General features: G+C 53.0%; 16 protein-coding genes and 1 tRNA gene. 6 read left to right on the forward strand and 11 right to left on the reverse strand.

Annotated elements, in window-relative coordinates:
* Positions 1-76 precede the first annotated feature (76 nt).
* The 3 genes from ACYU87_RS04940 (at position 77) to ACYU87_RS04950 (ending at position 2,625) form a co-directional block, all read left to right on the forward strand.
* A complete protein-coding gene (locus ACYU87_RS04940; protein ID WP_461132908.1) occupies positions 77-1,141 on the forward strand; it encodes a glycoside hydrolase family 43 protein in 1,065 nt (354 codons plus the stop codon).
* A 55-nt stretch (positions 1,142-1,196) separates the two neighbouring features.
* Positions 1,197-2,345 carry a cellulase family glycosylhydrolase gene (locus tag ACYU87_RS04945; protein WP_461132909.1) on the forward strand — a complete coding sequence of 383 codons (1,149 nt, stop codon included), beginning with the start codon at positions 1,197-1,199 and terminating at the stop codon, positions 2,343-2,345.
* Between the two features lie 203 nt (positions 2,346-2,548).
* A tRNA-Asp gene (locus ACYU87_RS04950) sits at positions 2,549-2,625 on the forward strand.
* 279 nt (positions 2,626-2,904) lie between these two features.
* Here ACYU87_RS04950 and ACYU87_RS04955 read toward each other — a convergent pair.
* On the reverse strand, positions 2,905-3,525 hold the full coding sequence (locus ACYU87_RS04955) for a class I SAM-dependent methyltransferase (protein ID WP_461132910.1): 621 nt from the start codon (positions 3,523-3,525) through the stop codon (positions 2,905-2,907).
* A gap of 701 nt (positions 3,526-4,226) precedes the next feature.
* On the opposite strand from ACYU87_RS04955, the gene ACYU87_RS04960 reads away from it, so the two are divergent.
* The 3 genes from ACYU87_RS04960 (at position 4,227) to ACYU87_RS04970 (ending at position 8,678) form a co-directional block, all read left to right on the forward strand.
* A complete protein-coding gene (locus tag ACYU87_RS04960) occupies positions 4,227-6,608 on the forward strand; it encodes a DUF5703 domain-containing protein (RefSeq protein ID WP_461132911.1) in 2,382 nt (793 codons plus the stop codon).
* Between the two features lie 235 nt (positions 6,609-6,843).
* Complete coding sequence (locus tag ACYU87_RS04965) at positions 6,844-7,707, forward strand: SDR family oxidoreductase (RefSeq protein WP_461132912.1); 864 nt, start codon at positions 6,844-6,846, stop codon at positions 7,705-7,707.
* A 56-nt stretch (positions 7,708-7,763) separates the two neighbouring features.
* A complete protein-coding gene (locus ACYU87_RS04970; RefSeq protein ID WP_461132913.1) occupies positions 7,764-8,678 on the forward strand; it encodes a helix-turn-helix domain-containing protein in 915 nt (304 codons plus the stop codon).
* Positions 8,679-8,887: 209 nt separating this feature from the next.
* On the opposite strand, the gene ACYU87_RS04975 is transcribed toward ACYU87_RS04970, so the two are convergent.
* The 10 genes from ACYU87_RS04975 to ACYU87_RS05020 form a co-directional block, all read right to left on the reverse strand.
* On the reverse strand, positions 8,888-11,464 hold the full coding sequence (locus ACYU87_RS04975) for an ABC transporter permease (RefSeq protein WP_461132914.1): 2,577 nt from the start codon (positions 11,462-11,464) through the stop codon (positions 8,888-8,890).
* Positions 11,457-11,795, reverse strand: coding sequence for a PadR family transcriptional regulator (locus tag ACYU87_RS04980; protein WP_461132915.1), 339 nt, complete (start codon positions 11,793-11,795; stop codon positions 11,457-11,459). Before ACYU87_RS04980 ends, ACYU87_RS04975 begins: the two co-directional genes overlap by 8 nt.
* 369 nt (positions 11,796-12,164) lie before the next feature.
* The gene (locus tag ACYU87_RS04985; RefSeq protein ID WP_461132916.1) at positions 12,165-13,406 is read right to left on the reverse strand and encodes a PQQ-dependent sugar dehydrogenase; all 1,242 of its coding nucleotides are present in this window, start codon (positions 13,404-13,406) and stop codon (positions 12,165-12,167) included.
* Positions 13,407-13,567: 161 nt separating this feature from the next.
* Positions 13,568-15,157, reverse strand: a complete 1,590-nt coding sequence (locus tag ACYU87_RS04990) for a Na+/H+ antiporter (RefSeq protein WP_461132917.1) — start codon at positions 15,155-15,157, stop codon at positions 13,568-13,570.
* A gap of 178 nt (positions 15,158-15,335) precedes the next feature.
* Entirely contained in the window at positions 15,336-17,627 is a 2,292-nt protein-coding gene (locus ACYU87_RS04995) for a TonB-dependent receptor (protein ID WP_461132918.1), read from the reverse strand.
* 18 nt (positions 17,628-17,645) lie between these two features.
* The gene (locus ACYU87_RS05000; protein WP_461132919.1) at positions 17,646-19,163 is read right to left on the reverse strand and encodes a capsule assembly Wzi family protein; all 1,518 of its coding nucleotides are present in this window, start codon (positions 19,161-19,163) and stop codon (positions 17,646-17,648) included.
* Positions 19,163-20,527 carry a HupE/UreJ family protein gene (locus ACYU87_RS05005; protein WP_461132920.1) on the reverse strand — a complete coding sequence of 455 codons (1,365 nt, stop codon included), beginning with the start codon at positions 20,525-20,527 and terminating at the stop codon, positions 19,163-19,165. The genes ACYU87_RS05000 and ACYU87_RS05005 overlap by 1 nt, the downstream gene beginning before the upstream one ends.
* A 22-nt stretch (positions 20,528-20,549) precedes the next feature.
* Positions 20,550-21,749 (reverse strand): DUF3500 domain-containing protein, encoded by a 1,200-nt coding sequence (locus ACYU87_RS05010; RefSeq protein WP_461132921.1) that lies wholly within the window; start codon positions 21,747-21,749, stop codon positions 20,550-20,552.
* A 78-nt stretch (positions 21,750-21,827) separates the two neighbouring features.
* Entirely contained in the window at positions 21,828-22,949 is a 1,122-nt protein-coding gene (locus tag ACYU87_RS05015) for a DUF3500 domain-containing protein (protein WP_461132922.1), read from the reverse strand.
* A 410-nt stretch (positions 22,950-23,359) separates the two neighbouring features.
* Positions 23,360-24,802 carry a DUF3500 domain-containing protein gene (locus ACYU87_RS05020; protein WP_461132923.1) on the reverse strand — a complete coding sequence of 481 codons (1,443 nt, stop codon included), beginning with the start codon at positions 24,800-24,802 and terminating at the stop codon, positions 23,360-23,362.
* Positions 24,803-24,936: the final 134 nt, after the last annotated feature.

A 24,936-nucleotide genomic window follows, 5' to 3' on the forward strand; every position in this document is an offset into this window, starting at 1 on the left:
TGCTAAATATCTTGCGGAGTGAAGGGTTAAAAAAGCTATTTTTTTCCTTTATCTTTTTGTACTATTCCCCCACCTTATGACATTCGTTCGACGGTTGTTGCTCGTTGCTATGTTTGCGAGTATGGGCCACCTGCTTCTGGCTCAGCGTATGTTTACCAACCCGATCAAAAGCTCCGGGCCAGACCCCTGGGTGCTACAGAAAGATGGCTGGTATTACTACATGAATACGACAGGCCGTAACCTGACCTTGTGGAAAACCAAAAACGTAGCGGATTTAGCCACGGCCGAAAGCAAGGTTATTTATACCCCTCCCAAAGGCCTACCTTATTCGCGGGACTTGTGGGCACCCGAAATTCATTCGTTTCCCGACGAACAGGGTAAGGCTCACTGGTATATCTACTTCTCGGCCGACTCGATCAATAATCGATCGCACCGGGTTTGGATTCTGGAAAACCCATCCCCCGATCCCCTACAGGGCGAATGGACGATGAAAGGAAAATTGGGCGACAAAAACGACCATTGGGAGATCGATATGTCCGTCATCGAATACAAAGGGAAACTCTACGCGGCTTGGTCGGGTTGGGAAGGCACTACCAATGGTCGGCAGGATATTTACATTGCCCGGCTCAAGAACCCCTGGACTATCGATGGTGAACGCGTGAAGATTTCGCAACCCGATCAGCCCTGGGAACGCCACGGCGATGTGCCACAGGCCTGGCAAAACAATGGCGAAGTCGCCAAAATATACGTCAATGAAGGCCCGGAATTCCTGGCTCACAACGACCGGCTGTTTATTGTGTACTCGGCCAATGCCTGCTGGCTCGATTACTGCCTTGGCCTGCTTGCCCACGACGGAAGAGGTGATTTGTTAGACCCTACAAGCTGGACCAAGAGCGCGAGACCAGTCTTTACCCAGGCTCCCGAAAACGGCGTCTGGGCACCTGGGCATGGTGGTTTTTTCCGCTCTGCCGATGGCAAACAGGACTGGATGATCTACCACGCAAACGCGTCGGCAGAGGACGGCTGCGGGGATAAACGCGCCCCCTACATCCAGCCTTTTACCTGGAACCCCGATGGTTCACCTAACTTTGGTAAGCCAGCTCCCAGAACGCCCATGCCCGTACCAGCCGAAAATGAATAGCCGTTTGCCTTTCGTTTCCATATGAACCGTTCTTAGTAACCCTAATTAATCCGTTATGAATCGCTTAACAGCCTTAGTGCTTCTATTTATTTCCACGCTTTCCCTGGCGCAGCCAAATTCAGAACCGGGCCGGTGGTCGTCGGCAAAAGCGAATGCGTGGTATGCAAAAGAACCGTTTCTGGTCGGTGCCAACTATGCCCCAGCCAACGCGATAAATGAACTGGAAATGTTTCAGGCTGAAACATTCGACCCGGTCACAATAGACAAGGAACTGGCAATGGCCGAACAGATTGGCATGAATACCATGCGCGTCTTTCTCCATGATTTGTTGTGGCAGGACCCCGCCGGTTTCACCAAACGGCTCGATCAATTCCTGAGCATTTGCGCCGAACATAACATTCGACCAATGCTGGTCTTGTTCGATTCCTGCTGGGACCCCTACCCCAGGCTGGGCAAGCAGCATGACCCAACACCTGGCATTCATAACTCGGGCTGGGTACAGAGTCCGGGGGCCGATGCTCTCAGCGATGTGTCGCAGTACCCTCGTCTGGAAGCGTACGTGAAAGGTGTGGTTGGCGCGTTCAAGAAAGACAAGCGCATTCTGGCCTGGGATGTCTGGAATGAGCCCGATAACACCAACGACAACAGTTACGGGCAAAACCACACCATCAAAACAGAACTGCCAAAACCCCGTAAAATAGCCATCGTCACAAAACTCCTGCCGCATGTTTTTCAGTGGGCTCGGTCAGCAGGCGCTACCCAACCCCTGACCTCGGGCATCTGGGTTTTCCGCACGCCCGAAGATTGGCAGAACCCAGCCAAATGGACACCGATGGAAAAAGTGCAGGTAGACAATTCAGACATTATCACGTTTCACCAGTACTCAAGCCCGGAAGCGCTGGACAAGACCATCAAAGCAATGCTTAGCTTCGGTCGTCCAGTTATCTGCACCGAATACATGGCTCGGGGCGTCAACAGTAAATTCCAGTCTCACCTGCCCATTGCTAAACGCGCGAAAGTTGGCATGATCAACTGGGGGTTTGTGGCGGGTAAAACCCAGACATTCCTGCCGTGGGATAGCTGGCAGAAGCCGTACATAAACGGCCGTGAGCCCGCCATCTGGTTTCATGAGGTCTTCAAGCAAGATGGAACCCCCTATGATCCGACCGAAGTAACGGCCATTAAGCAGGCTACGGGTAAATAAGCCGTCTATTTGTTGCAGAACGCAAAAAAAAGTTGACCTCATAAACCTACTGATTACCAATACATAGGCTAAACCCGTTAACTTTTATCACATTTTTTTTCGGCGGGCCCTTGCACTGAATAGTCTAAACGCCTACTTTTGTGCCACGATAAAGGAAGACAGAAACACGGTCCGCTGTTAAAGTCAACCAGACATCAGAAAATGGTTCGGTAGTTCAGTTGGTTAGAATACCTGCCTGTCACGCAGGGGGTCGCGGGTTCGAGCCCCGTCCGGACCGCCACTGAAAATCAAGCACTTATCAGAAATGGTAAGTGCTTTTTTCGTTTCCATGTACAGCAATGGGATCAGTTCCAGAGCTTGTAAAGCGCACAGGATCTACTTGGGATTATGGGCTTAATCGTACCGAGTTGTTTTAGCGAGTCTCTTGCCCAGCATCCCGTTTTTATTGCCTGAGTTTGGTCCAGAAACTATCGGGTTGACCTCCGTTGACCGTCAGAACAGCACCGTTCAGGTGCGTATCGAAGAGAAAAATACCGATGAATACGTAAGGTTGCAACATTCAGTCTTTATAGACGAAAACGGTGAAATCGTTGGGCCAGTAGCCAACCCGGATTTGTACCTTTTTTGACAGAGTTCGACAAAAGCGGAGTATTTCATCGGGCTGGTAGGCCCTCAGCAATGCGTTCGGTTCAACACCGCCACTTAGCAAGTTGAATCCCAGTGCCATGCGACACCGGCAAAACAGGGCCTCGATCGCTTTATAAACAAACTCTTCATCACCAGACCGGTAAGTGAGGGAGCCGCTCGCCAACACGAAATCAGTCACCGGGATAGCAGGATCAAGGAAATCTCCTGATAGTAGCACGACATTGCTCTCGCGCCGGTATCGCTGGGTTGCGACCTGGAGCAATTCAGGTATTTGCTCACAACCATAATAGGAAAACGAGGAAAACCTTTTTTTTAAAAACGGGTAGAGGTCTGCGTGTCCGCAACCAGCATCCAGTACCGAGCAGCCGTTCAAATCACCTAGTTGGCTTAACGTCTCGAAGCGCGCCCATTGTCCTTCGATAGTGAGCCACCCCAGCGACCGGGTTGTACCAGCCCCATATCGTTCGATCAATGTTTTGTGATAACGAAAAATACTAGCTGTACCGGACAGGTTAATACGCTCTTTATTCATGGTGAATTACTCCATAGGGGACGGTAATACAGTTATTCTCCGAATTTGTGGTTATGCCAATTACCATGTGACGGTTAGTAAACCGCATCCACCGCAGGCTAATCACCGTTACAGTCTCTGGTTACAAATCAAAGGTAATGAGCAGATTGTATTGATAGGCAACGACCAAGCTACCCATATTACCCGGTATCCAGGCAGCAAAAGCCAGATTTTTGACGTAACAGGTATTCATTTAGATCCCTACACCTGTCTTCGTTGGCCAGAAACGATAGTTTTAGACTCTGGCTGTACGCGCTAAGCGAGGGACTTCGTGAACTCTGTGTGTCAGCGCTAGACGCAATGAAACAAACAGACGGTAGGAAATTTATTGGTAAGGGCCAACCTGCTTATTGGATTGCACCTGACAGACTCAACTAAACGCTCTTTTTTCGAGGCAACTCGGTCGAAAAATCGTTACTATTGAAACCCGGTTAACCATTGACAGCGCAGGCTGATAAAGAAAGTTACCCATGGATACACGGTGCAAATTGGCTCCCTGTTAGCCCGTTTTTTTTGAACCTCGCAATCCGCCAAGTCGACTTTTTTTGCTCTCTGCGATAATCAAAATCACCTACTGTTGACCGATAGCTGGGCGTTCCGGTCGGCACTTACCATCATTATCGCTGGCCAACGGATGGAGGTAGCGACCTGATTCTGTTTCTATGAAGCTATCATTATTCACCTTGCGACTTTCAGCCCGTATCTGGTTTAGCACCCTGCTCAGGGGGTTCAGTTTAATCGCCTTTGGGACCGCTCAGGCCCAATCGCCATCGGTAGCCAGCTACAACGTCGTCTGGACATCGCAAAGCGCTCATTCGGGAGAGTCGATGCCGTGTGGCGGGGGAGATATTGGCCTTAATGTCTGGGTCGAAAAGAATGATCTGCTTCTGTACGTATCCCGTAGCGGCACATTTGACGAAAACAATGCGTTGCTCAAACTGGGACGACTTCGCCTTCGGCTCAGCCCTAATCCATTCACGCCAAAAGCTAGCTTCCGGCAGGAACTCGATCTCCAAACAGGGTCTGTGCGGGTAACAGGAAGACAGGGCAAGCAAACGGTTGTGGTAACCGTCTGGGTCGATGTATTTCGACCTGTCGTACACCTGGATCTGACCAGCACTCAGCCTCTGACCGCCCAAGTCAGCTACGAAAGCTGGCGCACCCAGGATCGTGTGTTGACTAGCCAGGAAGGGCCGGCCACGTCTTACAAGACGCTGCCGGGGTTGAGCATTGTGCAACGACGGGACGAAATAGTGTTTAAGGGCAACGCGCTCCGTTTTTACCACCGAAACCAGGATTCAACTGTCTTCGATTATACCGTTCATCAGCAGGGGTTGGCTTCTCTGAAGGACAGTCTCTGGAATCCACTCAGCAACCTGACCTTTGGGGGAGAACTCAAGGGGTCCAACATGATTGCCAATGGATTTTCTTCCGGTATTTACCAGCAAACACCCTTCACAGGCTGGCACCTGAAAAGCCGTAAACCGGACCGGGCGATCAAGATTACGCTGGTCCTTCACCAGAATCAGGCCGCAACAATTGCCGACTGGCAACGGGGGCTGGAGCACCGGCTGGAGGAAACCAGGCAAACCGCCCGCGTCGCCCACGCCCGTACTCAATACTGGTGGCAACAGTTCTGGGAGCGCAGTTACATTCGTATCCAGTCTGAACAGGCCGATACCAGTGCGATTCCCTGGCAGGTAGGGCGTAATTATCAGTTGTTTCGCTACATGCTGGGCTGCAATGCGTATGGCACCTATCCGACTAAGTTCAACGGGGGGCTGTTTACCTACGACCCCATTTTTGTCAAGCCCGAACTGGCGTTTTCGCCCGACTTCCGGGCCTGGGGCGGGGGCACCTTCACCGCACAGAACCAGCGCCTGGTGTACTGGCCTCTGCTCAAAAGCGGAGATGTGGACCTGATGAAGCCGCAGTTTGACTTCTACCAGCGCGTTTTACCCACAGCCGAGCGCCGAAGCCGCTTTTACTGGGGACACGGCGGGGCGTGCTTTGGTGAACAGCTCGAAAACTTTGGGTTGCCCCAGGCTTTTGAGTACCTGGCTAACCAGTATATATTCACTAGTCCACGCCCGGTTACCTACGATCCGGGTGTGGACTACAATAACTGGCTGGCCTACAGCTGGGACACTGTACTGGAGTTCTGCCTGATGATTCTCGACGCTGAGCGCTTTAGCGGGCAGGACATTACGGCTTATTTACCACTGATTGAGAGCAGCGTTACGTTCTTCGATCAGCATTATCAGCAGCAGCAAGCCAGGCGTAGCCCCAACTCTCTGGACGAGCAGGGCCACCTCGTGTTGTATCCGGGCAGCGCAGCGGAAACCTACAAAACCGCCTACAACGCGGTGACCACGGTGGCGGGCCTGCGGGCCGTATTGTCCCGGCTACTGGAGTTACCCGAATCCTATTTGCCAGCTCCGAAACGCACATACTACCAGGCGATGCTCAATCGCATTCCTCCCATTCCGACCCGGATGATGCAGGGCCATCCCACCATTGCCCCCGCCGTGGCCTGGGATCGCATCAACAACACCGAAATCCCACAGTTGTACCCCCTATTTCCCTACAGTCTGTACGGACTGGGTAAGCCTGGCTTTGAACTAGCCCTGAATACGTGGCTCTACGATACCGAAGCGGCCAAAGTCAAGGGTTACGTGGGCTGGAAGCAGGATAATATTTTCTGCGCCCGGCTGGGACTGACGGAGGAAGCGGCCCGGCTCACCATGCTGAAGCTAAAAAATTCGGGTCGGCGTTTTCCGGCGTTCTGGGGTCCGGGCTTCGACTGGACACCTGACCATAACTGGGGGGGCTCGGGTATGATTGGTCTGCAGGAAATGCTGATGCAAACGGATGGCAAAACGATCCGGTTACTGCCGGCCTGGCCCCGAAACTGGAATGTTACCTTCCGGCTGCACGCGCCCTATCAGACAGTGGTGGAAGGCCGGGTGGTTGAAGGCAGAATCGAGCAATTGCGGGTTAGCCCACCGGAGCGAGCCCGGGACGTGGTGTTGCCACCAAAGTAGCGCGACTCGCAGACAACTGCTTAAGTTGACAGTTAGTCAAAAAAACTTCCTATAGAGCGCTCCTGGTTGAGACGAAGATACCTTACTATCCCTTCTTACGAGGGATATTTCGGGGAACGAACAATCCACCGCACACCTGTGCTAATTAGTTAATTTGGCTACGATAACCCATAATCTGGATACGTCCGGATGTTGCTTAACGCGGATCTTTGTGGTAACCAAACCACATAATACCATGATTTTAGTAACCGGAGCCACTGGCCAGCTTGGTACCGCAGTTATCCGTCAGCTATTGCAAAAAGTATCACCTACCCAGATTGCTGCCTTTGTGCGGGATCAGACTAAGACCGATCATTTAGTTGACCAGGGCATAATTGTACACGAAGGTCACTATGACGATAAAATATCCCTTGATCGGGCCATGCAGGGTATTGAAACGGTCCTGTTAATTGCCGGTACGGATGAGCAAAACCGGGTAAGTCAACACCAGCATGTCGTCGATGCAGCCCGGAAAGCGGGGGTCCAACGAATTGCCTACACGAGCCGGGCGTTAAAAGACCCTGCGACGCTGGTCAACCAGCTGATGCAAGGGCATTTTCAGACCGAGGACTACATTAAAGCGAGTGGGCTGGCTTATACGCTGTTTCAGAACATCCTCTATATGGATGCTATCCCCCAGTTTGTGGGCGGTGAGGCTGTTTTTGAGCGGGGTATTAATCTGCCGGCTGGGCAGGGTAGAGTTGCTCTGGCACTACGAAGCGAGATGGGTGAAGCGATAGCGAATGCTTTGGTCAAGAACGATCAGGGCAGCATAACGTATTGCCTGACAGGCGGTGAGTCTTACTCGTTTTATGACATAGCCGATGCCCTGACCAAGCTATCCGGCCAGTCGGTCGTCTACTCCCCCGCCGACCCCGCTACGTTCGAAACCGGACTAATCCAACGCGGTCTGCCGGAGGTAGTGGCTCGGCGGATTACCGGGTTTGTCATGGACATTGCCCATGGGCAGGAAGATCTTGTCAGCTCTGATCTGGAAAGGCTGTTGGGCCGAAAGCCAACGACACTCCTTGACGGATTACGATCGCTGTATGCTCGCTAACCAAAACGTTTTAGCTTTACACCGAAGCAAGTTAGGGGCCGTAAACCCGTCGAATCATGTCCACCCAGCCGCCTTACCGGATTGATACCATATCCGCCTATCATCAACTGGCCAATCTTCCCAAACCAAGTCATCCACTGATCAGTGTGGTCCGGTTCGAAGATATAAAGCCATGGCGAACGGAAAAGCCCCGAAGCCTGGTCAATAACTTCTACTGCATTGCGCTGAAACGAAATGTCAACGGCCCGATAAAGTATGGCCAACAGGCGATCGACTTTGCGGAAGGGGTGATGGTCTTTCTGGCGCCGGGCCAAGTGCTTACGATTACAGATGAGGAGGTCCACGAGCATACCGGTTGGCTGTTAATGATTCACCCCGATTTTCTGTGGGGTACTTCCCTGGCCAAAGGGATTCGAACCTACGAGTATTTTGATTATTCCATTCGGGAAGCGCTGTTTTTATCGGACACGGAAGAATCCATGATCGTTGCCCTCCTCCAGCAGATTCAGCGGGATTATCAAACGCCCATCGACAAGTTCAGTCAGGCCATCCTCGTTGCCCAACTCGAAGTATTACTCAACTATTCGAACCGGTTTTACCAACGGCAATTTATCACCCGCCGGACCGTCAACCACGCGTTGCTGGACCGGTTCGAGGCTCTGCTGGAGGCCTATTTTGCGGATGACGAACGGATAAAATCAGGTTTACCCACGGTGGGCTACCTGGCCCAGGAACTCCATTTGTCGCCGACCTATCTGAGCAGTCTGCTCAAAACGCTGACGGGGCAAAACGCGCAACAACATATCCATGAGAAGCTCATTGGTAAGGCCAAAGAACTGCTGTCAACGACGAGGTTATCGATTAGTGAAATTGCGTACAAACTAGGTTTTGAGCACCCCCAATCGTTCAGCAAGTTGTTTAAAACGAAGACGGACTCCTCTCCGGTTACCTTTCGAGATTCATTCAAGTAGCTAGCTCAACCGCTGTTGACGAACCGAATCGCCTGGCAGACGAGCCCGGTGCAAACAACCTAAAATTCAGCCGCTTTTAAATCGCTCCTAAAATCACGATACAGGCGTTTTTAGGTATGTACTGCCTTACCAGGGCACGCCCGAAAGCTAAAGGTACGTTAAGCATAAAGGCATGATCAATGCTTAACGTACCTGGCCTGGCAAACGGCTCACTCGCTCCGTAGGGATTTAACCGGATTCATCAAAGCCGCTTTGACACTCTGGAAACTAACCGTCAACAGTGCAATGGCTATCGCCGTTAGTCCCGCCAGCGCAAATATCCACCAGGAAAGGCCAATCTTGTACGCAAACCCATTCAGCCATTGATTCATCGTATACCAGGCGATGGGTGAGGCAATCAAAATGGCTATCAGCACCAGTTTCAGAAAGTCTTTAGTCAGCAAAGCCACGATGCTGCCAACCGTTGCGCCAAGCACTTTCCGAACCCCGATTTCCTTCCGGCGCTGTTCTGCCGTGAAGGTGGCCAGACCAAATAAGCCCAGACAGGAGATGAGGATGGCTACGATGCCGAAGTAGTTAATCAGTTGATTCACCACCGTTTCACTACGGTAGAGCTGCTCATAATCCTCGTCGATAAAATGATAGGTAAAGGGATAGCCAGGGTTCAGTTGTTTGGCCAGTTGCTCCAGACTATGAATCGCCTGGGCCGTCTGACCCGGTCGGGTTTTAATTAAAAAGTAATTGGTCCACTGGGGATACAGACTCAGCACCAGCGGCTGAATGGGCTCATGAAACGAGTTGAGGTGGAAGTCTTGCATAAGCCCTATAATGCGACCTTTCCCTATTTGATACGTTAGTTCTGTCCCGACTGGCTGTTTCAGTCCCATAAGTTTAGCCGCGGACTCGTTAATCAGATAGTGCGCTCCACTATCCGTGGGCGCAAAGTCCCGTCCCGCCAGCAGGCGAATATTCATGGTTTGGGTGAACCTGTAGCCCACCTTCATGGTGTATACCGTTTCTTCCCGCTTGGGATCTTTACCGGGCCAGGTTAATCCGCCGGTCGAACTACTGGCGATCCGAACCGGCACCTCACCCGTTGTCGTGACCGATTGAATAAACGGTGTTCGCTGGAGTTCCTGCCGGAAAGTTTCCATTTTAGCTCGCAAACGCCCTTCGACGGGTACGCGTATCACATTCTCCCGGTCAAGACCCAGCTGTTTGGTACGAATGAAATGCATCTGACGACCGATGATGAGCATACCAGAAATTAAAAACAGAGCGAGCGAAAACTGAACGACGACGAGCCCCTTTCGGAACGTAGCTCCTGTCGGTGCGGTGGCCAGTGAGCCTTTTAGTACGCGAACGGGTTGCATGGCCGACAGAAACAGGGCGGGGTAGCTACCCGCCACCAGACTGGTCAGGCTCACCAACAACAGCACGCTGAACCAGAAAGAAAGGGATAAAATGTTGATGGATAGCTGTTTACCAACTAGTTGATTGAGGGCGGGTAAAAGCAGCGTAAGCAGGCCCAGCGCCAGGCCCATAGCCAACAGGCTTAACAGGACGGCTTCGCCCATAAACTGACCCGCCAGGGAGGACCGCCTGGCACCAACGACCTTGCGAACGCCCACTTCTTTGGCGCGCAGGGAAGACCGGGCGGTGGCCAGATTCATAAAATTAACGCAGGCAATCAACAGAATCAGGAAGGCTACCAGGCCGAAGTTGCGCACATAGCTGATGCGTCCACCCGTCGGTTTACCGTTCGTATACTCCCCGTAGAGATAAGTATCCCCCAATGGCTGCAGAATCGGATCATCGGTCGCATCTGCTTTATACCGCTTGAGTAAGCCTTTCATGCGGGCTTCGGCCTGGGCAGGCTGGCTGGTCGGCAGTAGCTTGACGTACGTACGAAACGAATTATTGCCCCAGTTTTCCATCCAGTCCTCTTCATTACCCGCCAGATTGGTCAGCCAGTCTGCCTGAAGCGACACGTTCGACGGTATATTCTCAATAACCGCGCCGACCTGATAGTACTTCTCATCATTGAGTCGTACCGTTCGCCCAACGACGTTTAGACTACCAAAAAGTTTCTGGGCCAGCCTGCGGGTAATCACTAACTTTCCCGGCGAGTGAATTGCCAGACTAGCGTTGCCCTGCACCGCAGGAAACTGAAAAACATCGAAGAAATCATCCGAAACATACATGCCTATTTCCTTAGTGGCTGTTTGGCCCGCCTGGATCAGGTAATCATTCGTCCAGCTGGTAAACCGGGTGGCTTTTTCGACATCGGGTATGTCTCGTTTAAGGGCTTCCGCCAGCGGCCCAGGTGTGTAGCCATTGGTGTAGACGCCATTGGTCTGCCGTACAAAATACAGCCGATCGATGTCCTTGTAATTCTTGTCCATATGCCATTCGTCGTTGATCCAGAGCCAGATCAGCAGACTACAGGACATGCCCAGGGCCAGGCCAATGATGTTGATAGCACTTAGCAAGCGGTTGCGAATGAGGTGTCGCCAGGAAACGATGAAATAGTTGCGGATCATAGTCGGGCTCAACACAGCGGGTGAGGGATAAGTAGCGGGTTTACGTTGGATAAAGAAAAGGGTTATATAACGCAGCGCAGCCAGGCCGTATTCTCGTCTGGCTCGACGAATGCCAACCTGATCGACCCGTTTGACGTAAATTTCGTAGAGGTCTCCCAGCACATCTTCCAGCAGATGGGGAGCCAGGCACCGCTCCAGGAACCAGTCCGCCCAACGGGGTGGGGTCGTTTGTTTGTTAGCCACCGATGAGTTGTAGTTTACCGGCCGGGATCGCCTGCCAGAGCTGTTGACGAATGGTCTGTATATCCAACAGCGCTTTACTCCCCCCCGCCGTCAGGCTGAAGAAGCGTTTACGCCGTCCCCCCCGCTCGGCGGTGGCTCCACCCAACTGCGAGCGCAGAAATCCTTTTTCCTCCAGACGGTACAAGGTGGCATGCACTGCGCTGATGGTGATCTGGCGGCCCGTCTGCTGCTGAAGTTTCTCCCAGATTATGACGCCATAGGCCTCTTCAACGCAGGTGGCCAGAACCAATAGAACGATTTCTTCAAATTCACCCAGGAAGGCTCTTTTCATAAGGTTTTTGCTGGCGGGCAATTAGTTATAATAATGCAAATCAAATACAGTGCCAGAAGTTGGTTTACCGGTATCAAGCTCAGCCAGACGACATAGACCATCAACTGTTGGCGTAATGTTGTCCAGAAACGGACACCGAATGTACAATTGCGGACAGGTCTGGCCGTGGCCTGGTGTTGCTCCTGACTTTACACCGGAGCAATACCGGACCAACCGGAAAGTTTCTTCAGAACAGTAGAATCACATCGAGATCGAAACGCCCATCACTAAAAAAGAACAAGCCGTCGATTACGGGGTAGCACCCCAATCGACGGCTTGCCCCGACCAGATAAGACTAACTTTATGGCCGGGTAATGGAATCAGCAAAGGCTATTTTTTGAAAATGCGGTACAGTCGTCCCTGATCGGTAACGGCGTACAAGGCTCCATCGTTACCCTGGGTTATGTCCCGAAAACGTTGTAGCTGATCAGCAACGAGCCGCTCTTCGCCCACGACCTTGTTGTTTTCGATGACCAGTCTAACAATGTGCATACCACTCAGCGCCCCCACAAACAGGTTGTTTTTCCACTCGGGCATGGCATCGCTGGTATAAAAAGTCATACCACTGGGCGACACCACCGGGTCCCAGTAATACACGGGTTGTTCCAGTCCTTCTTTTTGCTGAATACCGGCTCCAACTTTCTCACCACTGTATTCGATACCGTAGGTGATGGTTGGCCAGCCATAGTTTTTTCCGGGCTGAATCCGGTTGATCTCATCGCCCCCCCGTGGTCCGAACTCACCTTCCCAGATGTCGCCCGTTACGGGATGAACAGCCAGCCCCTGCACGTTGCGATGGCCGTATGAATACAACTCAGGGCGGGCATTCGCATTGCCGGTGAAGGGATTGCCAGAGGCCGGCTGTCCGTCTTTCGTGATCCGGATAACTTTTCCCAAACCCGAATTCAGCGACTGAGCCTGCGGACGGGTAACTAAATCCGATCGTTCGCCGGTACTGATAACCAGATTGCCATCCTGTCCAACCAGAATCCGGCCACCGTAATGCAGGGTGCCTTTGTAGGCCGGAGTAGCGCGGTAAATGACGGTTGGGTTCTCGATCTTTTTCTCGTCGGCAGAGAGTTTACCTTTTGCCACAGCGGTCAGGTTTCCGTCAGAACGTGACTCGGAAAACACCCAGTATACCATCCGATTGGTCGCAAATTCAGGATCAACCCGAACGCCCAGCAAGCCGCCCTGCCCGCCCGCATTGACCGCCGGCAAGCCCGTGATGGGATCGCTGACCTGCCCGGACTGCGTTACCAGCCGCATGGTGCCTTCCCGCTCGGTAATGAGTAATCGCCCGTCGGGCAGGCTCGTTATACCCCACGGACTCTTGAGTGCTTCGGTCAGTACCTTGTGTTCGTAAGGCGTAGTCGTTTTAACGCTGCCTATCCGGGTTTGGCCCGTAAAAGCCGGTTTGTAATCCGAATTAGGGGCTTTTGTTTCGACCGAGGCCGATGTACCGCTGGCCGGGACGGTTTGGTTAGTGGCCGTATTCTGGCCGCAGGCCGTCAGCGAACTAACGGCCATCAGGATCAGGAGGTATTGTGGTATTGTTTGTTCTTTTGGCATATCAATTGAACTGCTAGTACACCCTAGAAACTGGTGAACAGGGTGATTCGTTCGTCGGTGGAACCTACCTTCGGACAACGTATCGGAAGCGGATTTCAGTATAAGCCGTTTCTGGCTGTATTCGGAAAGCCCAATCAATCAGGCCTTTTGCAGCTATTCGCCTACCTGGAAAGAGTCACCTGTTCCAGGTCAAGCTCGTATTCTTTCTGACGGATCAGCCCATCGCTGTACTGATTTGTGTGACGTAGTTCGTAAAGTTCTTCTCGCTGAACGGCAATGAGTTCCTGCCGTAACCGCCGATAGCGAACCTTGATCGATGCTTGCTTCACTACCTCCTCTATCTGGTTGCTTTGTGGCTGATGAACAATGGCTTCGTATGCTTCCCGTTGGCGGATAAAGGGCGTCAGCGTTGTGGATTCTACTGAATAATTTGTCTCGATGTGATGCAGTGCCCGATTGGCCAGTTGGGTCGATAGGGACCTGAGTTGCTGGTCATCGGTGTTGATTTGAGGAATGTTCAACAGGCGAATCAGGTAAGGCAACGACAGCCCCTGCACCAGCAGCGTGAAAATAATGACACTGAACGAGATAAAGATGATCAGGACCAAAAACGGAAAATGAGTCTGATCGAGTAATCGGGGTGGGAGGCTAAGAGCCGATGCCAGCGTGACAACACCCCGCATACCACACCAGCTCGTTAAGGTAATAAGTCGCCGGTCGAGGTCTGCGTTTTGTTTCCCGGAACCCCCGTGAAGCCACTGTGTCAGGTATGTCGTGGGGAACATCCAGGCCAGGCGAATGACAAGCAGGGCCAGACTGATGATCAAACCAAGGACAATGGCAACGTGAAAGGAAACACCTTCGGGATGCAGATGCTTAACGATCAACGGCAGCTGAAAACCCACCAGCACAAATGCCAACCCGTTCAGCACAAACGTTAGCGTATTCCAGACGCCAAGCATTTGCAGCCTGGTTTGACTCGTTAATATACGGGACGAGTGGTACGATAAGAAGAGTCCTCCACTCACGACAGCAAGTACCCCCGAGGCATGAAACTGCTCCGCCGTCAGATACATCAGGTAGGGTGTTGCCAGCGAAATAAGCGTATCCATCGTAGAGTCGGTTGGCATAAAGCGATGGATCAGGTAAAGGATTCCCCCTATGCCGCAGCCGATACCAATGCCCAGCAGACTGTCTACGACAAAGGCCGTTCCAGCCTCCTGAATCGAAAAGTGTCCCGACAAAACGGCTAGTAGCGAGAAACGAAACAGGATCAGACTGGTTGCGTCATTAATCAAGCTCTCCCCTTCCAGAACCGTGACGGTACGAACCGGGAGTTTAACTTTTTGTAGAATCGAGGTGGCTGCCAGCGCATCGGGCGGAGCAACAATGCTACCCAGCAGCAGCCCCTGGGCCAGCGAAAAGTTCGGAATGATCAGGTGAGCCAGTAAGCCAATACCCCCCGCCGTAACGATCACCAGGCCAACGCCATGCAGACCAATCTGTAGCCGATTTTTCCAGAACTCATGCCAGTGCGTATCCCAGGCCGCCCGAAAGAGCAGGGGTGGCAATAAAATAAAGAAAATCAGATCGTGTTTGACCCGCAAGGGTGGCATGCCCGGAATCAGACTGAGCCCCAGCCCGGCAATTACCAGAAAGATAGGTGCTGAAATACCCAATCTGGTGCTGACCATGGTTAGCGCAACCAGCGCCAATAGTAGGGTAATAATCAGAATTAAATGGCTTTCCATCGGTTATAAGTCGCGGCTTTGGTCAATGAACGGATTCCACCCTGACTTACTTTTGTCTGTTTTGTTAAAGAACGTTATTTCGCCTGTCGCCGAACAAAAAAATGACTTCGTAAAATGCTTGATTTGGCAAGTCGAATGGTCCGTTTTTATCAATGGAATCGAAGCTGGCAACTGAAAATTACCAGAAGTAGGTTAGGCTTAGGCGGGCGAAGAAGGGCGTGCCGGGCGTAAAGTGAATCTCTTCGACCGGAGCGGCTTCCCCTTTTAACCGGCTTTCGGTATCGAACTGCGTTTCCTTCCAGCGCGTGTTCAGCAGGTTCTGAATAGTCAGGCCTAACGTGTAGTTCTTTTTCGCGTAATTCATCTGCATATCAGTCACAAAGTAACCTTTGGCCACAACGGAGTTGTCTTCGTTGGCTGGTCGGTCGGCCATGTATCGGTAACGCAATGAACCACTTAGCCCATGCCTGGTTTGCAACGACAGTCCCCCGGTTGAGGTAAATACGGGCGCGAGTGGCAGGTAATTCTGATTGGTTTCGGCATCCAGCGAGCGCGGCTTGGCGGTGTTCAGATCCACATCGGCAAACAGACTTTTGGTCAGCTGATACCGAACGGATAGGTCCAACCCCTGTCGACGGGATCGGCCGCTTGGTTCTACAACGCCCTCGTCCCCAACGTATACGAACTCCTGCTTCATGTACAGATACCAAGCGGCTGCGTTAATGAACAGTTTGGGAAACGGTTTAACAATGATCCCGACATCTGACCCATACGCGCCGGGCAGAATCTCTCCGGTACGACGGAGCGATCCGTTCTGGGCCGTAACCACGCGCGCATCGTTGGAATGAAACCCCTTGCCCGTATTCACATACAGTTGAACATTCGGGTTTAGGGTGTAGTAGACATTCAGTTTGGGGGAGACAATGGCCTGCGTTGCTCGCTGCACTGGTGCAGCCGCGCCCGACGCGTTCAACAGATCTTCGTATTGGGAGCGAAAATAATCGACCCGAACGCCAGCGTTGATCGTGAAGCGGCTGGACACCTGAACGGCCTCATCGGCGTAAAGTGCTGCGTTGATCTCATTGACGTTTCCGTACTTGAGTTGTTCAAGCGTTTCCACGCGATTTTTAGTGTGCGACAACTCTGTCCCGTGGGTAATGTCCTGCCGGTACTGCGCGCCCAAAGTCGTGGTCCAACTGGTTTTGCCAATGTTGGCCTGGGTCGAATAACTGCCATTATAGCCGAACAGATTCCGGTGCTCTTTCTGCCGGATCTGATCGCCGTTGACGCTGTCCTTGAGAAAAAACGTGAAGTTGGAATACAGCTCGAAATTGTAATTGCTGTAGAAAAACTGGTTTTTGATCGTGTGATTTCTGGGCGTCACGGTAACCAGTTGAGCGTTAACATTCGTCCGGCTGGTTTCCCCGCCTTCGGTTGGATCAACGGAACCAAACCAGTCGATCAGGCCGGACTCGATTGCCCGGTCGGGAATCTGGCCCGAGTGATTCCATTTGCTCCAGAACGTAGAGCCGGTCAGGGTCAGGTTCGTATTGGGAGACAGATGGCCGTGGTACTTACCGACTACGTTTACCCGTTTGAAATGCTGAGGGTTGTCGAAGTACGAATTGGAATACGAATATTCTGATGCCAGGTAGGCCGACTGAGCTTTTGCTTTTCCCCGCTCTCCCAACAGGTCGATACCCGCAACGGCGCGATAGGTGTCGAATTGCCCTGCTTCCAGTTTAACAAACGAGCGATCCAGCGCGGTACGGGTTCGAAAATCGGCCCAACCTGCCGTGGCCAGGTTGCCCTTATCCGTCGTGTAAGGCCCTTTTTTGAAATCCACACCCTCGACCAGTTCCGGGATGACAAAATGCAGGTCGGCGTAACCCTGCCCGTGGGCGTGCGAAACCATATTAACCGGCATCCCATCAACCGTCAGACGAATGTCGGTGCCGTGGTCCAGGTCGAATCCGCGCAGAAAAATCTGTTCTGCCTTACCGCCCCCCGCGTGCTGACCGATGAACAAACCCGGCACCAGCCGCAGAATCTCCTGCGAATTTGTAATGGGTCGCAGTCGAATATCCAGGTTGCTGATCAACTGCTGGGTACTGGCTTTCAGGGCCGACACGGTAACGGCACTCAGGGTTACCGGGGCCACGGATAACATCGTCTGAATATGCGTCGTCTGATCATCCGTAATGGTAATTTCCTGTACAACAGGCACGTAGCCTAAGTGCGAAATCTCGATCTTGTAGGGCGAGGCTACTAGTTTATCAAAGCGATAACGTCCCAGTTCATCGGTCAACGTCGCTTTACCCAGGCCGACCACTTGCACAGTCACCCCGCGCAGGGGCAGGTGCGTACTCCCATCGAACACAATGCCGGTTAGCGTACCCAGATGGGCATAAGCGGCCTGTGCCATCGATAGGCAAATCAACAGGGTGTAAACGATATTTTTTAGCTTCATTTCTTGAATAGATATGGATTACCAACTCCTTTTTAGTCCCAAAAACCCACCAAACGAGTTGGGCAACAGCTGGCCCTGGTCAATTGCCAATGAGGCCGTCAGGCTTGTTTTGGGCAACCGGGGAAGCATCCACCGTACGCTGGACAAATAAGATACCTGCCCGTAAGGAGTATCGTAAGGACTGTTGTAGGTGCCGTAATTCTGACTGAACGACAACCGGAACATCCAGTCGATGGCGCGTCCAAACTGGCCATTGGCTCCTACGTAAATCATTTTTAGTCGGTTATTGGGAAAGAACTGCCCCCCTTGCGCCGACGTTTGCAGTTCGCGCTGGGGGGCGATAAAGGGCGTACCGATAGTGGTTCCCAGATACGACCAGCCTTCCCGGTATTGGCTGTGGTTGAAGTAGTTGTCCCGCCCCTGATAATTGGACGCAAGATCAAAAATGGAACCACTCTGGCTCATGGTACTTAAAAATTCCAGGACAACCCGGTTAAGCCAGCCCTTTGGCGCGGACTCCTTTCGGTGCCAGCTAAGCCCCGTTAATCCATCCGGCGCGTTGATCCAGAGCAGACCCGACAAGTCTTCGTAAATATGTTGGTGGTAAAGCAGCCAGGTCCCCGTTTGGGAGACCAGCTCAACACCAACATCCTGACTACCCAAACCGTTTCCGAACCAATACGTGCCGTCGAAACTGGAATAGTTGCTCGTTTGAACGTCACTGGGTCGCGTACCGAGTACCAAGTCCGGATAGTATTTAAATTCAGACGGCAATTTTCCGTCAACGGCCAGCGGGGTACCTTTCAGGTAGTCAGCCTGCCCGCCCCATTGCACCTCGTGGTTCATTCCGGCGTAGACCTTAACCCGACTGGCCGGTTTTCCAACCCGCAGATACAGGTATTTCTGATGCAGGTACGACCCCTGAATATAGGCCCCCGTAAACCAGCCATGAACATAGCCCGCGTTGATCGCCACAAACCGTTTGGTAAAGCCGAGGGGTATGTAGCCCAACGTAGCCAGTTGAATTTTGGGAATCGGTAACGCGTTACCTGATCCGTTGATAAAGCCTGACGAGAGCGTCGAATCGCCCAAGCCTGTAAGTTGCCGCCAGCGCCCAACGGCCAGTTCTATCCCTTTCCACCGCACTTTTCCGTACACTTCGGGCAATCGTATCTGACGGGTAACAGCCGCGTTACCAACAGTCTGAACGCCCACCGTCCAGTCGAACCGGCGCGGGCGGGCCGTTTTGGCCGTGTCGGTGGGCGCGTAGGGTTTCCAGAGACCGGCCCGTAACGTACCGCTAGGGGTCGTTAGCGGGACGGTCCCCCACTGATTGGCCCGCAGCCAGAACGGCATCACCTGACTTGTAGCAGCCCAGCCACCAACTTCAACTTGCGCTTGCCAACCAGCGTTTTTCGCCGATTGCGCCTGCCCGACGAGGCACAGGCCAATCAGCAAAACCAGCACCAGGTAGTGCTTCACTCGTTGGGGGGTCATTACAGGCTGACTTGGTTCGTCGGTAGCGTCAAGGCTCATTACGCAGCGGGTAGTTGCTTCGATTGTTTCTGACGCCAAGTTAGGTAAATAGCCAGCAAAGCCAGTACCAGTAGGATATAAGGTGCGTAGCCAACCACCTGCTCTATACTGTCTGTCAGTTGATTGCGCTGCCCTGAAACCCGTTCGAAAATCCAGGCCAGCGCGGCAATGCTAGCCAGCAAAGCCCCCGTCAGTCGGATGGTTGGGTAAGCCGAGGTCCGGCTCAACAGCATTAGCCAGGGAATCACCAGCACAATCAGTACCAGTTGCATCAGTTCAATGCCTAGATTGAAGCCTAGAATACTCAGCACCATCGGACCCGCATCCAGTTGCAGGTTAGCCAGCGTACTGGCAAACGCCAACCCGTGAATCAATCCGAAACCAGCTGCGATCCAGGCTTCACGACCCGGAAAAATAGGCCGAATGGCGTGCACCGCCGACACCAGAATGGATACGGCAATCAGCGTTTCGACCGACTGCGCTGGTAACCGAATCCAGCCCAAAGCGCCAGCCAGTAACGTAACGGAATGACCTACGGTAAAGGCTGTTACAATCAACAGTAGTCGTTTTAGGCTGTACCGCATTCCGCCAAATTTTCCCCACCGTTTGTTAGCCACCAACAGTGGAGCGGGCAGCAGCAACACAAATAAAAACAGTAGATGATCGGTGCCTTCGGCAATGTGCTGTGTTCCCAGCTTCACCATCGCCGTAAAACCCGACCAGGCGCTACCCGAACCGGCGGGTCCCGACGCCAGATTGACCGGCAGGGGTAGAATTCGGTCGTTAACGATGTCTAAACTGATCGTACCAACCTGTAGCGGAACCGCATCGACGAGTTGCCCGCGCGCCCAGTCCTGACGTACCGACACCAGAATTTTGTGGGTTCGTACCTGATGCAAGATCGCATCGTAGTGAAACGTAAACTGTCGTACATTGTCGCCAATCGGGGGCGTCATCTGCACCTGGGCCGTTAATTCCCGGTAAACACCGTTGATCGGGTTCTGGCTCTCATGAACGGTTAGATCGCCAACCGATACCGACCAGAAACGCCCATCGGGGCTTTGCGGACGAATGTGGCTTGTAAAGTAGGCCCGCAATTGCGGGCCCAGTCGCTCCACCAATCCCGCCGATGAATCGTTGACCACATGTCCCCAGGCCGATTGTAATTCAACCAGCGGAATCTGAAGCTCGGCGTCGATTCGGTTGGCGTGTACGTTGAGGAGCACTACCGAATTAGGCATAGGGTGGGCCGACGCGAACTCGGGGCGGACAACCGCCAGCATAAGCAGAATACCCATCAACAGCCGCCTAACCAGACGACTGTTGATCCCATAAACCTGGTTTACCAAAGACGATATTATCATTATATATAGTCGTAACCAGCCCTTATTTCGTGCCGCCGTAGTCGGTCGTATGGTCCCGCCAGACGGAGTGCGGGTGCGGAGTTCCCTGAATGATGACGCCACCCTGGTACGAAAATTCGATCCATACGCCCGGCCCGTCAATGCGAATATAATCGTTCTGCGCCGTTACACCCGTAGTACCCGAGTAAGCAATGTACGTATCTGCCAATTCAGCCGTGTATTTAGCCAGTACGGTTGCCGCCGTTGTCGCATCCAGATCGTTGACGTACAGCTTGATGGCATTTAAGACCAAGGCCTGCTTATCGCTGCTCAGGCTACTCACTTTCAGGCCGGATTTTGTGGTCGGAAACTTCCAGTCCTGACCAGGGCCCAGTACTAAATCGGAATACGTACCCGATAATTTGGCCGCAGTTTGTTCGGTACTGCTCAGCCCCGTCAGCATGGTCGCAAAGGCAACCCGTTCCTGCTCCATTGACTGGTAACTTTGGCCTGTAGCGGTGTTGCTCACAACGGCGGTCGGCTCAACACCCCGGAAAGCGGGCGTATAACCCGAACCGGCACTCCCGTTGAAGGTATACGGCTGGGTGTAATGGTGGCCCGTAAACAGGAGCTCCCACGTTGCGCTGGTACTCGGCGTTCCCAGAATCGAGAGGTAGAAGTTACCCGCCCCGTAGGTAGTACCACCGCCAGCGTAGTACAGATAATTGTCCGCGACCAGGTTACCCATCATCTCGTCGTATCCTTCATTCGGAGCGTTCAGAGCCAGCACCGCTACCATCAGGTTACGGAAAGCAGCCAGTTGGGTGGCACTGAGCGATGCTAAACTGACACCATATCGGGCCGAAAGCCCGGCTGGCAAATTCGACCATTTCTGCGCGTTGGTCAGGGAGTACGACAATTGTACGGCCGCCAGTTGGGTTTGGCTCAGGGTGGTCTCGAAAGCTTGCGCCAGACAGACTACGTTTGCCAGTCCCGTCGATGCGGCACAACTGCTGTTGGTACTCGTCGTGGATGACATGGCCGCCGTTACCGTCAGCGAAGACGCGATGTCTACGCCCGAACTACCACCGGGTCCCATGGTGCCGGTGGTACTGCCCGGTCCGGTGGTGCCGGCTCCAGGATTCGTGGGATTGACATTATGATCCTGACAGGCAAAGAAGGTAGTCAGTGTAGTGGCCAGCAGAAGGACTACTGCCAGCGTTGTTTGTTTAGGGAATGTCATTGAATAAGCTGATTTTAATGATTTTCGTACTAACAGAAATGCACATGATTAATCGGCGGGGACGTATTATCTGGAAGGCTAGTTACCGCCGTAGTCGGTTGTATGATCACGCCATACCGAATGGGAATGGGGAGTATTTTTGATGATAACGCCCCCCTGATACGAGAACTCGATCCATACACTGGGCCCATCCACCCGCACGTAATCTCCCTGGGAGGCCATTGCGGTTGTACCTGAATAAGCGACGTAGGTATTGGCTAATTCCGAGGTGTACTTGGTCAGTATCGAGGCTGCCAGACTCACATCCAAATCGTTCACATAGAGCTTAATGGCGTTCAGGACCAGGGCCTGCTTGTCGCTACTCAAACTTCCTACCTGTAGTCCGGACTTGGTGGCCGGAAACTTACCATCCTGCCCCGGTCCAAGTACCAGATCATTGTACGAGCCGGATAGTTTGGCGGTGGTTTGCTCGGTCGTACTCAGTCCCGTCAGCAGGGCGGCAAAGGCAACGCGCTCCTGCTCAAAGGCCTGATAAGTACGGCCAGCAGCCGTCACGGCAGCCTGCGGCTCAGTACCCCGGAAAGCGGGTGTCACGCCCGTGTTCGTTCCGCCGTTAAACGTGAAGGGCTGGGTGTAGTGGTGCCCCGTGAACAAAATGGCCCATAGACCCGTGGTGCTGGGCGTTCCCAGAATGGAGAGGTAATAGTTACCGGCTCCGTAGGTAGTACCGCCCCCGATGGTAGTCAGATAATCATCAGCCACCAGGTTGCCGACCATCTCGTCATACCCTTCGTTGGTAGCGTTCAGCGATAAAACGGCCACCATCAGGTTGCGAAAAGCGGCTAGTTGCGTGTCGCTGAGTGAACTTAGGTTAATGCCCAACCGAGACGACATTCCGGCCGGCAGATTCGACCATTTCTGCGCGTTGGCTTTAGAATAGGTGAGTTGGGTAGTAGCCAGTTGCGTACTGCTCAGGGTTGCTTTAAAGGCTTCGGCCAGGCATACCACCTGAGCAACGCCGGTCGACCCGCAGCTCGTTGTGGTAGCGGTTGCTGATAGTGTAGTCGTGATCGAACTGGAACTGCTCGTCGTTGATCCCGCTGAACTGCTGGAATCGACATCCGTTGATTTGCAGGACGCCAAGAAGCTGCTGCACCCCAGCAGGAACAACAGAATGATGAGTAGGTTACGTCGTTTCATAAAGAATAGTAAATAGCGTCAGTTGTGCGTCTGATTGCTTTTATACCAGAGTACTTGAAACCGTTTATCGCTGTTGCAGTCCCGCTTACCGGTTGGGGTAAAGAGCAGAAATGTTGTGGCGAATGGGCTGTTTATGCAGTAGCCAGCATGTACTGACGGATGCTTTCACAACCGATGCGCCACGCTGGCAAGACAAAAATCGTCCTTGACAAGAAGGGGTCGCCAAAAGAGTGGTCAATCCGGCGCGTTGAGGGGTAATCAGGCCGAATCTGTGGCGAATCAGATCATTTCCGGGGTGAACTTAGCCGTCAAGCAGACTGAAATGAGTGGGCTATACCGGCACAAAAAACGTGCAGCAGCCGCCAAACCGGACGACTGCTGCACGCTATCGATCAACTGATTAATTGGCCTTAGTTACCGCCGTAGTCGGTCGTGTGGTCGCGCCATACCGAATGGGAATGGGGGGTATTTTTGATGATGACGCCACCCTGATACGAGAACTCGATCCATACGCTGGGCCCATCGATGCGGACGTAATCGTTCTGGGTATTCATCGCCGTCGTACCCGAATAAGCGACGTAGGTACTGGCCAGTTCGGAAGAGTATTTGGCCAGCACGGTAGCAGCCGTAGTCGCATCCAGGTCATTGACATACAACTTGATCGCAGCCAGGACCAGTGCCTGCTTGTCACTACTCAACGTACTTACCTGCAAACCCGACTTGGTCGCCGGAAAATTGCCATCCTGACCTGGCCCCAGCACTAAATCGGAATACGTACCTGATAACTTAGCGGTGGTTTGTTCGGTACTGCTCAGCCCTGCCAGCAGGGCGGCAAAGGCAACGCGCTCCTGCTCAAAGGCCTGGTAGGTACGGCCAGCAGCCGTCACGGCGGCCTGTGGTTCGGTGCCCCGGAAGGCGGGCGTAATGCCCGTGAAAGCGCCCGCGTTAAACGTATAGGGCTGGGTGTAGTGGTGACCCGTGAACAAAATAGCCCATAGACCGGTAGTGCTGGGCGTACCCAGGAAAGACAGGTAGTATTTGCCGGCTCCGTAATCTGAACCGCCCCCGATGGTAGTCAGATAATCATCAGCCACCAGGTTACCGATCATCTCATCATAACCCTCGTTGGTAACACCCAATGCCAGCAACGCCTGCATCAGATTACGAAAAGCCGCTAGCTGGGTGGTGGTGAGCGCCCCTAAACTGATACCGTTCCGAGCGGAGAAGCCAGCGGGTAAGTTGGACCATTTCTGCGCGTTGGCTTTGGTATACGTTAGCTGCATGGTCGACACCTGCGAGCTACTCAGCGTGGCTTTGAAGGCTTCGGCCAGGGCAACGATCTGAGCGACTCCACTGCTAGACGAGCTGGTCGTTGCTGATAGGGCGGTCGTTACGGTGCTGGAATTAGCGGTTGTTGCCGTACCCGAACTGGTCGAACTGACCGTCAGCGACAGACTGCAACTCTGTCCGCCGAAGCTGAGCGCAAAGCTGGCTGTACCCGACCCCGATGGCGTACCCGTAATGGCGTAGGTTAAGTTACCGGCTCCACTAGCCAGTGTGCCTGCTTGCAGCGTAGCCGTCAACCCTGTTATGCCGGTAGAACTGATCGCGCTGCCCGCCGAATAAGCCACACCGTTGCCGCCTGTGTAAGGAACTGTGGCCGTTCCGGTGTAGGCCGTGCCACTAACCGCAGACGCTGAAAACGTGGCCGAACTACAGCTTAAGGCACTAACGCTCGCCGACGTTGGGGTAACCGTGCTGGAGTCGTCCGATTTTTTACACGACTCTATGGTAGCGCCCCCACTAAATACCAATAAGAGCAGGACGGTAGCATTCAGAATATCTCTTTTCATACGACAGGATATAAACTCAGGTGAGCGAACAGGTTTCTTGAATGAATGTACTCAGCTCCGTGCCGGTGTGTTGCAAAAAGTCGGCTAGCTGGGGTAAATAGTCGGCTTACCGGGGCGAACAGGCCATTTGCTTA

Source organism: Spirosoma lituiforme (assembly GCF_054776635.1).